The sequence below is a fragment of the Sutcliffiella cohnii genome (assembly GCF_002250055.1).
Lineage (GTDB): Bacteria > Bacillota > Bacilli > Bacillales > Bacillaceae_I > Sutcliffiella > Sutcliffiella cohnii.
Genome location: NZ_CP018866.1, coordinates 4,181,771 through 4,194,688, shown reverse-complemented (window position 1 = coordinate 4,194,688; position 12,918 = coordinate 4,181,771). Strand labels below are relative to the sequence as shown.

General features: G+C 32.4%; 13 protein-coding genes. 10 read left to right on the top strand and 3 right to left on the bottom strand.

Going from position 1 to position 12,918, the window contains the following annotated elements:
• The first annotated feature begins 35 nt into the window (after positions 1-35).
• The 9 genes from BC6307_RS20975 to BC6307_RS20935 all read left to right on the top strand — a co-directional run bounded on the left by BC6307_RS20975 (position 36) and on the right by BC6307_RS20935 (position 9,442).
• Complete coding sequence (locus BC6307_RS20975) at positions 36-1,109, top strand: radical SAM family protein (RefSeq protein WP_066415102.1); 1,074 nt, start codon at positions 36-38, stop codon at positions 1,107-1,109.
• Between the two features lie 95 nt (positions 1,110-1,204).
• Positions 1,205-1,870 carry a hypothetical protein gene (locus tag BC6307_RS20970; RefSeq protein WP_066415099.1) on the top strand — a complete coding sequence of 222 codons (666 nt, stop codon included), beginning with the start codon at positions 1,205-1,207 and terminating at the stop codon, positions 1,868-1,870.
• Positions 1,846-2,481 carry a dTMP kinase gene (gene tmk, locus BC6307_RS20965; RefSeq protein WP_066415097.1) on the top strand — a complete coding sequence of 212 codons (636 nt, stop codon included), beginning with the start codon at positions 1,846-1,848 and terminating at the stop codon, positions 2,479-2,481. Before BC6307_RS20970 ends, tmk begins: the two co-directional genes overlap by 25 nt.
• Positions 2,465-4,177 (top strand): (d)CMP kinase, encoded by a 1,713-nt coding sequence (locus BC6307_RS20960; protein WP_066415095.1) that lies wholly within the window; start codon positions 2,465-2,467, stop codon positions 4,175-4,177. Before tmk ends, BC6307_RS20960 begins: the two co-directional genes overlap by 17 nt.
• 12 nt (positions 4,178-4,189) lie before the next feature.
• Positions 4,190-4,894 carry an alpha/beta hydrolase gene (locus BC6307_RS20955; protein WP_066415093.1) on the top strand — a complete coding sequence of 235 codons (705 nt, stop codon included), beginning with the start codon at positions 4,190-4,192 and terminating at the stop codon, positions 4,892-4,894.
• A 10-nt stretch (positions 4,895-4,904) separates the two neighbouring features.
• Positions 4,905-6,050 (top strand): glycosyltransferase, encoded by a 1,146-nt coding sequence (locus BC6307_RS20950; RefSeq protein ID WP_066415092.1) that lies wholly within the window; start codon positions 4,905-4,907, stop codon positions 6,048-6,050.
• 46 nt (positions 6,051-6,096) lie between these two features.
• On the top strand, positions 6,097-7,395 hold the full coding sequence (ptsP, locus tag BC6307_RS20945) for a phosphoenolpyruvate--protein phosphotransferase (RefSeq protein WP_157729296.1): 1,299 nt from the start codon (positions 6,097-6,099) through the stop codon (positions 7,393-7,395).
• A gap of 93 nt (positions 7,396-7,488) precedes the next feature.
• Positions 7,489-7,953: an NUDIX domain-containing protein gene (locus tag BC6307_RS20940; RefSeq protein ID WP_066415171.1), complete on the top strand. Its 465-nt coding sequence runs from the start codon at positions 7,489-7,491 to the stop codon at positions 7,951-7,953.
• Between the two features lie 589 nt (positions 7,954-8,542).
• Entirely contained in the window at positions 8,543-9,442 is a 900-nt protein-coding gene (locus BC6307_RS20935; RefSeq protein WP_066415087.1) for a helix-turn-helix domain-containing protein, read from the top strand.
• Positions 9,443-9,687: 245 nt separating this feature from the next.
• On the opposite strand, the gene BC6307_RS20930 is transcribed toward BC6307_RS20935, so the two are convergent.
• The 3 genes from BC6307_RS20930 to BC6307_RS20920 form a co-directional block, all read right to left on the bottom strand.
• The gene (locus BC6307_RS20930) at positions 9,688-10,200 is read right to left on the bottom strand and encodes a hypothetical protein (protein ID WP_066415085.1); all 513 of its coding nucleotides are present in this window, start codon (positions 10,198-10,200) and stop codon (positions 9,688-9,690) included.
• 218 nt (positions 10,201-10,418) lie between these two features.
• Positions 10,419-10,682 carry a helix-turn-helix domain-containing protein gene (locus BC6307_RS20925; protein ID WP_066415079.1) on the bottom strand — a complete coding sequence of 88 codons (264 nt, stop codon included), beginning with the start codon at positions 10,680-10,682 and terminating at the stop codon, positions 10,419-10,421.
• A gap of 156 nt (positions 10,683-10,838) precedes the next feature.
• On the bottom strand, positions 10,839-11,357 hold the full coding sequence (locus tag BC6307_RS20920; protein WP_066415072.1) for a competence protein ComK: 519 nt from the start codon (positions 11,355-11,357) through the stop codon (positions 10,839-10,841).
• Positions 11,358-11,903: 546 nt separating this feature from the next.
• On the opposite strand from BC6307_RS20920, the gene BC6307_RS20915 reads away from it, so the two are divergent.
• Positions 11,904-12,911: a hypothetical protein gene (locus BC6307_RS20915; RefSeq protein ID WP_157076628.1), complete on the top strand. Its 1,008-nt coding sequence runs from the start codon at positions 11,904-11,906 to the stop codon at positions 12,909-12,911.
• Positions 12,912-12,918 lie beyond the last annotated feature (7 nt).

The following is a 12,918-nucleotide window of genomic DNA, read 5'->3' as shown; positions in this document are numbered from 1 at the left end:
AAAATTATTTATAAATTGATTAGGAGGTTTTAATTATGTCATTACAAATTGTGGAAGAAGAAAATAAAGTACTAGAAAGGATTAATGATTGGTATGACCATATACCTATGTCTGTCAATGATACATATGGAGATCCTTTCATTATTGAGCAGGTAGATAATACTATTAAGAAGCTAAAAATACTATGGAACCATAAAGCACCGATTGCTATCTTTACAAAAGCACCATTTAATCCAGAGGTTATTGAAAAACTTAAAGAAATTAAAAACCATCCCCAGGTTATTGTTATGTATTCTCTAACTGGGTTAAATGAGGCGGGATATTCTTTTGAGAATCGAGTAAATTTTATTAAGGAACTAAAAGAGATTTTTAATGATATTGTCATCCTTACACGCCCTATTATAAAAGGTAGAAATGACGATGAAGAAACTTTACAAAAAATCGTACAAGTTGCAAAAGAACATTGCGGCTATTTAGTTTTAGGTGGACTACATGACCCTTATAAAAATAAGAAGATTGAATCTACCGTTGAAGAAAGGCTAATTGAAATGTGTGATATGGCAGGAGTTAAATCATTCCATAAATCTAGTTGTTGTGCAGCGTATATAAAAGGGGTCTCTTGTTGGATGCATGATTTAAATGAGCCAATAAATTTGGATGTAGCTAGGGCACTTGGATATGAATTTGAAATAGTAAATAATAGTATCGTTTTAAATAGTGGTTCTACTGGTGACTTGAACTTTTTAAGAATGTTAACCAGAGCCAACATTTATAGTAAAGAAATTATTAGTAACTATAATCTATTAACAATAAAAACTGGTACTCAAAAATATGAAAGCACTTCTAGTTGGTATGCTTGGGCAGAAAATATCGAAACTTGTTTAGACTGTGACTATTGTATCATTAAGCAAATAGAATATTTAAAGAAAATGAGGGTGCAAATAGGTACACACCCTAGGGATATGTTAAAACTTGTGGCAGAAAATAATTATGGTCAGAATTTTGAAGAGTTCAAAAGGACGAAAATCAAAAAAGACCGTGATTTAAGTAACCTTAATAGCTATGCTGATGTACGTATTACAAAACCTTGTTTCGCTAAGAGGTATTAGGGGGAAGCCTCATTTTACCAGTCATTAAGCAACTCTCACTAGATTCTAAGAAATTTCATATATTATTATACGAACAATCAGCAAAAAAGGATGTTGTGTTATTTATACATGGTTTAGGTGAAGATCGTACAGGCATTAATTATTTTTTTGCTTCTGAAGCAAAAAAGTTATATAGAATGGGTTACTCTACATGTCAATTTAATTTAATAGGACTTGGAGATGAGAACGGCATTCCGAACTTAGAAACATGGGTGAATCAATTAGATTTAGTGTTGCGCTTCCTTACCTCGAGTTTTCCGAATATATTAATAATAGCAAGGGGTATTTGTAGAGTTTTATTTTCTACAAGTACCTATAACGGAAAAATAATACTACTAGGTCACAGTAATAAAAACGATTATGATCTATCGTATATCAACCGATATATTGATAATGATTGGGTTAAAGTACCTCAAAACGATGTTTATAGTACTAAAGAAGAAAAATTTTGGTTGAATTTGGCAGTTGAGACAAGCTCGATTGGAGGACTACATTTACCACTATCATTGTTTCAACAATTAGAAAGTAAACTAACTAAAAAGTGTTATGTTGACTATTTATTCAGTTTAGGTGATGAGAAAAAAGATAGTACTTTGTTTTATAGGAATTCAATTTCTTTTCCAAATGTAGATCCGTTATTAAGGAAAGAGGTAGAAAGGGAAATTGTAAGTCAGAAAATTAGTGAGGTGTTAATGGAGTGGAAAAGGAAAAAGGGAGATTAATTGTCGTTTGCGGTATTGATGGAACAGGCAAGACAACGATTGTGAATTATATTAACAAACTTATAGAAGAATTAGGGTTTCCTTGTAATAAAATACACTCCATTACAGCTGGGGATAATGCTGGTGAAGTATTTAACTTTATAAGGGAGAAGGTAGATGCAGACTTCGGTAAAATTGAGCAGGCTATTGGAGATTTCCTTTTTATTAACTTTCTATTTCGTTATAAAACAATGATACAACCATCAATTAGCGAGGGAATAAATGTCGTGTGTGATAGGTATTTATATTCTCATATTGCTAATCAAAAGACGTTTGGAGTAAATACAGGACTTTATGAGTCTATTGAAAATGCAATAGAACCGGACTTAATAATTTATTTAGCAAATGATGTTCAAACATCAATTAGTAGAGTTGCATCTAGGTCTAATAAGGATTCGTTGGATAGAAACATAATATTACTAAGCAAAATTAAAAGCAACCTAGAAGAAATGTTAAAAGATAAAAAGGTTGTTAAAATCGATTCTTCAATGAATATAGAAAACGTTAAGTTAAAAGTGCGAGAAAATATTATCAAATTGTTTGAGGTGAATCTAATTGATCATTACAGTTGATGGAACATCAGGAGCGGGAAAGAGTGCTTTTGCAAATGAATTAGCCAATAGTTTAGGAATAAAGCATATAAGTTTAGGCTTTATATTCCGTGCTATCGCTTGGTGTCTCATAAATGACAATTCAGAGAATAAGCTTAGTGTATCTTATACAAATAATTATAACTCTTACCCAACTATAATGTTTGATGGAAAAAATATAACTAGGGAAATTCAAGGGAACTTAGCAATAGAAAAGATAGTATCAAGTGTTGGGGCACAGAAAAGATATGAAGAAATAGCTTATTCTATAATTAAAAAGCACTTGGGTTCAGAATCTGCAGTAATAGAAGGAAGAAATACACATGGCTTTTTCCCAAATGCAATACTTAATATAATTTTAGATGCAAAAAGAGATGAACGGTTTAATAGAAATCGTCGGGAATTGGAAAGGACAAATAAAATTAAAGATATAGAGGAATTCCTTTATTACAATAAAAAAAGAGATGAAAATGATCAAAAACGAAGTGTTGGTTCCTTGCAAGTTACGGAAGATATGTTTTATATAGATACAACTAACACAAGTTTAGAGGAAAATGTAAAAATGGTTATGGACAAGATTGAATGTATAGAAAAAAGAGAAAGAATTTTGGCTTCCGTCATTATTCCAGCATACAATAGATCAAATCATTTAAAAGAGTGTTTGCATTACTTGGAAAAACAAAATATTTCGAGTGTAAAGTATGAGATTATCGTAGTAGACGACCAATCTACAGACGATACTCGTGAAGTGGTAGCAACCTTCCCAGGTGTACGCTACATTCAGAACAATGGAAAAAGAGGCCCTGGAAGTGCAAGGAATAAAGGGGTAGCTATAGCAAGAGGAGAAGTTATAATTTTTTTAGATAGTGATATATTAGTTCAAGAAGATTTTATCTTAACTCACATTGACTATCATAACAAATCTAGTAGAACGGTTGTTTTAGGTGCGAGAAGGCATTTACCTGAGCATATTGATTATATTCCGAAAAATAAAATAAAAATGGAAAGTAGAGAAGTCTTAATAAGTAAGTATTCACAAGATATTAATTATCTAATGCACCCATGGAGTTTATGCTATACGTGTATAGTGTCTTTGCCCTCTTTTCTAGCAAAGAGTACTACTTTTAATGAAGATTTTAAAGGTTGGGGAATGGAAGATATTGAATGGGGTTATCGCCTCCATAATAACAATGTTAGGTGGTTATTTTCTAATAGGTCTATAGGCTATCATCTATATCATGATAGAAATATGAATGACAAAAAATTTAATCAGTGGAAGCTTAATTTAGAACATTTTTTACAGTTACATAGGGGTGAAGATGCTAAAAAATTTGAAATGTTTTCTTCTGTTTTCGATCCCAATATTAAAGCGAATTATATGGAGATTTATGAGGAGTTTAATCCACGAGAAGAATATGGCGAAGTAAAAATACTGAATATTCAAAATGATGCCAATGATAATTTTTTCAACTATATACAAAAGAAGTTCCTTTTAATAAAGGAGGAAGTGGAATTAGTTATTTTGGTAGTGCCTAGTCATCATTTGAATACTATATTAATATATTCCCAGTTTTTGAATAACATTATTCCATTCATAGTATTTACGGTTAATCAGTGGGAGGAAAATAAGGAAACGATATTAGAATCAATAAAGAACAAAATCAATATCCAGTGGTAATGGAGGAGTTGCATGTTTCAACAAGAAGTAATCATCCCACATAGAAATAAAAATGAATGGATTGCTTCTATATTAACAATTCCTGAAAAAGTAGAAGCTATACTAATTATTTGTCACGGTTTAACGGGAAATAAAACTGGGCCACAAAAACTCCAGACTATACTAGCAAATAATTTAGTGGTGGATAATATTCTAACTGTCAGGTTTGACTTTAGGGGTGCGGGTGATTCTAGCGGAAACTTCTTTAGTACTACATTTAGTCAAATGATAGAGGATACGGAACTAGTAATGAAGTATATTATGCAGCTATATCCAGAAAAGGAGATATTTTTTTTAGGTTTAAGTATAGGGGCTATTGTTTCTAGCGTTGTTGCAGTGAAACATAGGAGTCCTGGAAATATAATTATAAGTAGTGATTTGGCTGAAAACCTTAAGTTCTCCGGACAATTATCCATAAGAAGTGGAGAATTCCACCTAAACGATAAGTTTTCTGAAGAAAGATCTAAAATCTTTATAAGGAAATTGATTAAAGAATCAGGTATTAATTGTATCCTTTATTTTGGGAACAAAGACTATAAAGTGCAGAAAGCTGCAGATGAAGTTAGTACTTTTATAAAAATAAAAGGTTATAAAGAAATGGACCATCTGTTTGGCAACTATGAAGTAAGGCAACAGCTATCAAGAGATATATCGAAGTTTATAAAAGAAGTAAAGTAGGAGGATGAAAATGCAAACCCAAACAATTTCACTTTGTTTAATGGTAAAAAATGAGGAGACTTTTTTAAGAAAATGCATAGAAAGTGTCCAAGCAACTGTTAATGAAATTATCATATTAGATACTGGCTCTACAGATAAAACTATCGAGATTGCAACGGAATACACAGACCAAGTAAAATATAAGGTTTTTAATGGGGACTTTAGTGCTATGCGCAATGAAGTGCTAAAGTACGTGCAAACGGATTGGGTACTATTCCTTGATGCGGATGAATTTTTTGATGAAACGGAAATTCCCAAAATAAAGGAAGCTATTAATAAAGTTTCAAGCGATGTGGGGGGGATTCGGTTTTATAGATATAACTTTTTTGCTTCCGGAGGTTGGTATTCTAATAAAGTACTAAAGTTATTTAGGAATAATCTAGAATATAAATACGCTAAGAAAGTAAATGAATCTATTGATACCTCTATTATTCAATCAGGTTATTTAATAGAAGACTCTGACATCGTACTAAACCATATCGGTCATACTCGGTCAAGAGAAGATAGAGATGCAAAAAGTAAAAAGTATATACAGTTGATGAAAGAGCAATTAGAAGAAACACCGAATGACCCTGTTCTACATGGATATATTGGACTTATATCCCGCACATTAGGTGATTTTGATTATGCAATTAACAAGACAACTCATGCATTAAACATTAATCCCAATTCTTCCACTTTACATATGTTTCATGGACACGTGCTTCGTTCCGTAAATAAAAATTTGGAAGCACTTGATACATATAAAAAGGCATTAGAATTACGACCAAATGATGCAGGTGTTCTAAATATGATTGGTGTTATGTATATGACTCTGGGGAATTTGGCGGAGGCAGAAGAGTATTTTGGCAAGGCCTTTGAATCGAATCCTGCCCTAATTCATTCTTTATTAAATAAAGGTATTGTGAGGTTTTACCAAAAAGATTATTTATCAGCATATGAGTATTTTAGTAAGGTGATTGAACGGAACAAATCTTTCCTCTATAAAGATATTTTTGGAATCCTGGAATGTGACCCTTATAAATCGTTTTATTATGAAACATATATGGAATATAGTGGTTTAGAATCATACATTGCTATATGTGAAAGTAAAATGAAGGAGGTGCTTAATTATTAATTATTTTTGTAATGTCCTCGTGGACGGTATTGCTGTGGGTTTCACAGTGAACCTTGAATATGTAAAAAGAAATATCGATGATAAAAGAAGTTTAATTTTGGCAGTAGATGATTTAACCCCCAATGATACTATAAATTTACCACTAGAAAGTGTAGTTGGTATTTTAATAAGAGATGCTTGTCCAACCTCACACGCGGTAATAGTTGCAAAAAATTTAGGGATTCCTGTCTTGATGACAACTAATGTTGAAAAGATGTTAAATAAACTTGTAATATTAGACGGCCTTACTGGTTTTTGTAAAGTGGAACCGGATGAAGTTGAACAAAAAGATGCAAATGACAGGCTTAATGAATACCGAAGAAACCAAAAGGAAATGAAAGAAAGCGTTAAGTCCGTTCAGAAAACACGTGACGGTAAAGAGATTCAGGTGATGGCGAATGTTGGTAGTTTAACTGATGTAGTAAATTTAGATGGTATTGCAGATGGAATAGGGGTTTTTAGAACAGAACTTTTATTCATGAATAGGTTAATGCCGCCTAGTGAAGAAGATCATTTCAATACATATTTTGATGTTTTGAAAAACGTTAAAAAGCCAGTAGTTATTCGGACTTTTGATATTGGTGGAGATAAGCCTACAAAATTCTTTAATCATCCAATAGAGGAAAATCCCTCTTTAGGTTATCGAGCTAGCAGAATTATTAGTAATGATATGGGAAGAAAGCTTTTTAAAGATCAAGTAAAGGGAATATTGCGAGCTGCTATATTTGGAGAAGTATCAATTATGATACCTATGATTTCACACATAGAGCAATTTCTATATGCAAAAAAATTAATAGAGGAGGTTAGGCAGGAATTAATTTCAAAAGCTACCCCATTTAAAATGGTAGATGTCGGGATTATGATAGAAATTCCTAGTAGTTGCTTAATAGCCGAGCATCTAGCGGAAGTCGCGGATTTTTTCAGTATTGGAACAAATGACTTAACACAATACACGTTAGCTGTGGACCGTCAAAACATACATGTTAAATCTTTATATAGTGAATTACACCCTGCTTTATTAAAACTAATTAAAATGACAGTCGATGCTGCACAACTTTATAATAAACCGGTTAGTGTATGTGGAGAACTGGCATCGAACCCAATTGCTCTTTCGTATCTGGTTGGTTTAGGTATTGACAGGCTAAGTATGAATTCTCATTCTGTTCCGATTATCAAAAATGAGATAAAAGGTTTATCTTATAATGAATGTAAAAAAAACCTAGATGTCCTCTACGGGTACTCAAACTTAGAAGATGCTATCAATTTTCTAGAAAACAGAAAAGTATGCTATGAAAGTATAGTTTAAGTACCTAAAAGCACGTACCTATAGGTCGTGCTTTTATTAATAGATAAATTTTGCTTCTAGGGCTAGAAAATATGGTGTTGTGAGGTGTTGAAAATAATTAGAAATGCGGTAGGTGCCATTGTTTATAAAGGAGAAAAATTTTTATTGGTTCATAAGACTAAAATAAATACTAAAGAGGGTAAGGAAAATATTAAAGGAGAGTGGGACTTTATTAAAGGTGGAGTTAAAGAGGAAGATAATGGTCTACAAGATTCGATTATAAGAGAATTAGATGAAGAAACAGGTTCTAAAGACTATACTATTATAAAACAATTTCATGAAAAAATAACCTTTTCTTTCCCTATTGAAATTCGAAAGAAGATAGGTTTTAATAAGCAAGAAACTACAATGTTCTTAGTAGAATATTTCGGTGAATTAGAAACATTAAAACAAAAAGATGACGAGATTGATGAAATTGTATTTATAAACAAAAATAATGTTATGGACCTATTAACGCACCCTGACACAAAAGAGTTTTTTTTAAGAAATATACTGGACGGAAAATTACGAGTAGAATAAAAGGTAGTTGAAATGATTTTCGCAGGAATCTATGGTTGGACCTCACTCTAAGGCAAAACAATAACGAAATTATTTATTTTTGGTCACATCATAAATCTAATAGTAGAAGTACGATCATAAAAATTGAAACTCATAAATTGAAGTTATTTTATTATTATCATTTTATGGATAAGCTCTTTAAAGAGAGGTGGGCATGTGTAGGTTGCCCACCTCATTTTTAATTGTAGGTTTGGGTAAACCACAACTCAAGAAATTGAATAAAAATGGCTTAATCTCCAGTTGCTAAATACATTTCTATTACTCTTTTATTAATTTTCGTAAGGTAGTTCAGTTGGTACGATAGGTACATTATTATCCGCTAAAGTACTGGTGGTAAATCCAAGTATAGAACAGAATAATGTTAAACACATTGTCATCTTAAAAAACCCCTTCACAATCCTCACTCCTTTCTGCATAATATAAATAGGGGAATATTGGAACTATTAATTCCCTGAATTTTTTAATACTTTAAGTCTATTTTACTCTAAGTATGTCGTTTTGTCTTATGAATATAGGAATATTGAACTGGGTTGGGGGGTTTGGAGAAGAGATGAGTGGTAATTTAGTAGGGAAAGGGATTCGTCGTTTACGACTTCATTTAGGTTTAACTCAAGAAGAAGTAAGCAAAGATATATGTAATCAATCAATGCTTAGCAAAATTGAAAAGGGTGAAACATATCCATCTGCAAATATACTCTATCAACTCTCGCAACGTCTAAATGTTGATATGGAACATTTTTTTCTTTTTGCTAATATACAAGATGTTTCTTATATGAAAAAAATTCAATCTTCGCTTCGAGAAGCGGTGAGAAGAAAAGACTATGCAGAGGTTAAGAATATAGTCTTGAAGGAAGAAAACGATTTCAAAAGTGACGATTCTTTGGAATGGAGACAATTTTTGTTGTGGCATAAAGGTATGGCGTATTATTATGCTGACGGCAATCCGGATAAAGCGATTGAAACAATAAAAAGAGCATTAGAAATTAGGGAGAAAATAAAAAAGGTAGAGTTATTTTCTGAGCAAGAGTTAAGTATTTTAAATACAATGGGGGTCATTTATGCAGAATTAAAGGAGCATAAAAAGGCGTATGAAATCTACCTGACTTGTATTGAAGAACTAGAGAAACGTGAGTTATTAAAGGACCTAACAATATACATTAGAGTTCTGTATAATTTTAGTAAAGTCTTAACTCATTTAGGTGAATATGATCATTCAATTACAGTTTGTAAAAATGGGTTAGACCAATGTATCAAAGGAGAATTTCTGTATTTATATGGAGAGTTTGTTTATCATATCGGTTACAATTATGAACTTCAAAACGAGGTTCATCAAGCGATAAAGCAATACAAACAAGCAGTTCATATTTTTAATTTACAAAATAATTTGAAAAATACGGAGTTTATTAGTAAAAAGATTAAAGAATTATCTAATTTAGCAGAATCAAAATAGACGGAAATCCGTAAATTCCTATTTTTGTTAGGGGTAGTAAGATAAGCAAGGTAATGAAAAGATAGTAATCACCTAGAAATATCTCTGAAAAAGTCAAAATCAAAAATATACATAATTTTTACTTTAGAAAAAAACTCAAATGAGCTGGAAATACTTGTAGTGAAAAGTTTTTTAATATAGGTTAAAAGTTTTTTAGGGATGGTTGAAAGATTCTAATAAAAAGAGTTTATAGTTTAATTTAACTTCTAGCTAATTATTATTTTCTTTGAACTTTTGTGCGATCTGGGAAAGTTTTGAAGAGTAATCACGATGGGGAGTTGAATAGGTATTGGAAAAAGTGCCCCTTTCACTAAAGGAAAGAAAGAGAAGGGTTCATTCGTTTGTTGGATGTTTGCTTTCAGCGATAAAATTGAAAACGTTAAAATGGCTAAAACAAAAATAGCTGTAAGAAAACTAATACCAATAAAAGGATTACTTGCTTCCAACATTGCGTTATATTCCGGATCCACACTTCGAAACATGGAGATTACTAGGGAAGGGATAGTAAGAACAGAAAATATAAGACCATAAATGATTGCAAAAACCGGCACCCATTTCCACCTCACACACAATAGAACAATCGCAAAACCTCCAGCAAGTATTGCATTGATCGTATGAATAGGTGGAAAATGCCTTAATATAAACAACCCAGCTATTAAAATTGTTACCACATTCAACACGAGCAACGTTGCGGTAAACCTTGTATAGCTATTAATCATGGCTTTGCTCCTTTCTTCCTATTAAATACGTAATAATGTATTCGGCTACTGGAATTTTTATGATATTAAATTATAGGGAGAAAGGGGAGGAAGGATCTTTCGCGTTTGGCTCGCAAATAGAAAGAAGATGATAACATAGAATCAGTTGTTATCATCTTCTTTAATATGTATAGGCTTGTCCGACAAGGTTACACTAGGGTGTCCCGGGGTTAATGTTGCTATTCGTCTTCATTTTGGTTTTGCTTTTCTTCTTCTTTTTGATAGTCATGGAAAAGTTGTGTAATGTCCATTTTTGCTTCAATGCAGAATTTATATAGAGTCATCGTTTCTGGTATTTGTATGCCGCGTTCTAATCTAGATACTGTTTTTTCATCAATTCCAGTATCTTCAGCAACTTTCCTTTGCGTGATATTCTGCTCTTTTCTCCACTTATATATAAGTTCCCCTAATATTTTCCCATCGAGGTTTTCTCTTTTAGTCAAAGAAAAACACTCCTTTTAGGAACATTATCTAAAGGGGCTAGGAGTAATCACACGTCGAGCTCGTCACCTTTTGTGAATAAATTAAAACTTTTTTCGTGGCAGCCAATTGTGGATTTAATTTTCCCAAATAGAAACAAGCCTGGCTCTTAACCAGGCTTACTTTTCTTCCTTCTTCCTTTTCTTTCTCTTTTTCGGATCCATCATAAAACTAAAGTTAATTTTCTGGTCTGTACAGAAAAGGTTATAAATGACAGCAGCTTTTTGCATTTGTTGTCGCATGACGGCTGCTGATATAGTTAAATCTACTTTTACATTGTTATGAAATAGAATAGTACAGCTTGTACCATTCGGAATAACCTTATGTATATGGTGATACATTAACCAAGCGCAATACATATGTTCCGGAGAATGTGTTGGAATCATGATCATTCCTTGTGCCTCCGATATAATCATCGGTGTCTTTTGCTTAAAATTTGTTCTATGTACGATTGATTTCTTTCTTCCTTCGTAAGATGCCCCGTAATGCAAACAGCTGTTACTAATCGCATCCAACGGCTTATCCTCGATGTAAAACTCCCCATCCCAATCCAACGTTTTTGTTTGCAACCACGAATGGAAGTTAGGAAAAAGACCAATAGTCGAGGTAGTAATAAGATACTCTTCCATCATATCCATTCTAACAAGTCCCCCTTAAAAAATGATTAATTATAGAAAAGAAGACGGAGTTAAGTTAGATAATATTAATAGAAGAAATATGTTTTCTTATAATTAGTGCAAATATCAAAGAGGGAAGATGAAAACATATTCGCCTTCATTACCGTCTTCAAATTCACAATAAAATATGTAGAAATTCTACCCTTCAAGAATATGAACCTACTCCAAAAGTCACCACCCTATCTAAGTAAAAAGACCCTTTTTCCAATATTATCTAAACAAAAAGAAACAAATAAAACGTCGACCTCGCCACCTTCTGAGAAATATTGTAAAGTGTGGACGGAGGGACAGGTCCCTCGTCCACACATTTTCTGGAAATTAGTAATAATCTTGTCCAAATGTTTGTGCACTTTGTCAGAGAGGCCCTAATGTTATCTATAAAATTAGTAAAAAAGTTTTGGTTTTTCTCTTAAACAACAACTTTAGACCTAGTTATTGGATTTTAATGGTAGTATAATAGTTTTTACCTAGAAGTTTAAGGGGAATGTACTAGAAATGAGGAGAGCAATGTTGAGATTATTAGTAATAGTTTTAGTGGCAGTGGGTATGTTAGTTGGGTGTAACAACTCTCAATCAACATCACCAGCTAATGAAGAGAAAGAGAAAGTGATAGAGGAGAATAAAGAGCAAGAAGCTACTCGTTCAGATGAAGATGAAATAAACGAGATAATTAAACAAAACTTAATCGCTGCGGAAAATAAGGACCTTAAAGCGTATATGTCTACTCTTCATACAGAAGCACCAGCATATGCTTCTACATCTGATATGATGGAAGAATTTTTTAGTACATATGATGTAAAGTATACGTGGGATGAAATTGAGGTAGTTGAAATAAAGGGAACAGAGGCAGAAGTAAGAGTTGTCCAAACTACGTTAAATATTGGGGACGTTCCTTTTGATGACAACAGATTAGAAGCGGTTCATACAATGAAAGTGGAAGATGGGGAATGGAAAATTTACGCCACTGAAGTAATAGATGTTGTATATCTAAATGAAACAACTGAAACTAATTCAGAAGTGGATACGGAGATAAATGCCGCAAACTTCTTCTCCTTGTATATACCTTTATTGGACGAAGAAAACGGTAATTCTCCTGGACAAGATATCCCTAATGATACATACGAGTTTTTATTAGAAAACGAAGAGCTTTTCCCGGTAAGTTCATCTAACCTTTCTAAAGCAATAGATATGGTAAATGAAGATATTGAATATCGTAATCTATCTAAAACATTAAATAGATATACAACGACTATGTATTATGACTCTGGTTATGTTATTGATATATACGAAGAATTTATTCCAGAACTTGATAGCTATTTTACACATTTATATATTTCGAACGACTACGATGAAGTTTACGAAGTTCTATATTTAGGATCATTAGATGATATCTTCTACGAGGATTATGTCGAATTTATCGGTGTTCCGACAATTCACTCGGGGTTTGATAATGTGTCTGGTGGTTATACGAATGTCATCGTGGTAATTGGTAGCCACGTTGAAAAACTAAACTAGTATAGAA

Coding starts and splice junctions, on each gene's coding strand:
- BC6307_RS20935 (WP_066415087.1), top strand. CDS start 8,543: ATGAGTGGTAATTTAGTAGGGAAAGGGATTCGTCGTTTACGACTTCAT.
- BC6307_RS20915 (WP_157076628.1), top strand. CDS start 11,904: ATGTTGAGATTATTAGTAATAGTTTTAGTGGCAGTGGGTATGTTAGTT.
- BC6307_RS20955 (WP_066415093.1), top strand. CDS start 4,190: ATGTTTCAACAAGAAGTAATCATCCCACATAGAAATAAAAATGAATGG.
- BC6307_RS20930 (WP_066415085.1), bottom strand. CDS start 10,200: ATGATTAATAGCTATACAAGGTTTACCGCAACGTTGCTCGTGTTGAAT.
- BC6307_RS20920 (WP_066415072.1), bottom strand. CDS start 11,357: ATGGATATGATGGAAGAGTATCTTATTACTACCTCGACTATTGGTCTT.
- BC6307_RS20950 (WP_066415092.1), top strand. CDS start 4,905: ATGCAAACCCAAACAATTTCACTTTGTTTAATGGTAAAAAATGAGGAG.
- BC6307_RS20975 (WP_066415102.1), top strand. CDS start 36: ATGTCATTACAAATTGTGGAAGAAGAAAATAAAGTACTAGAAAGGATT.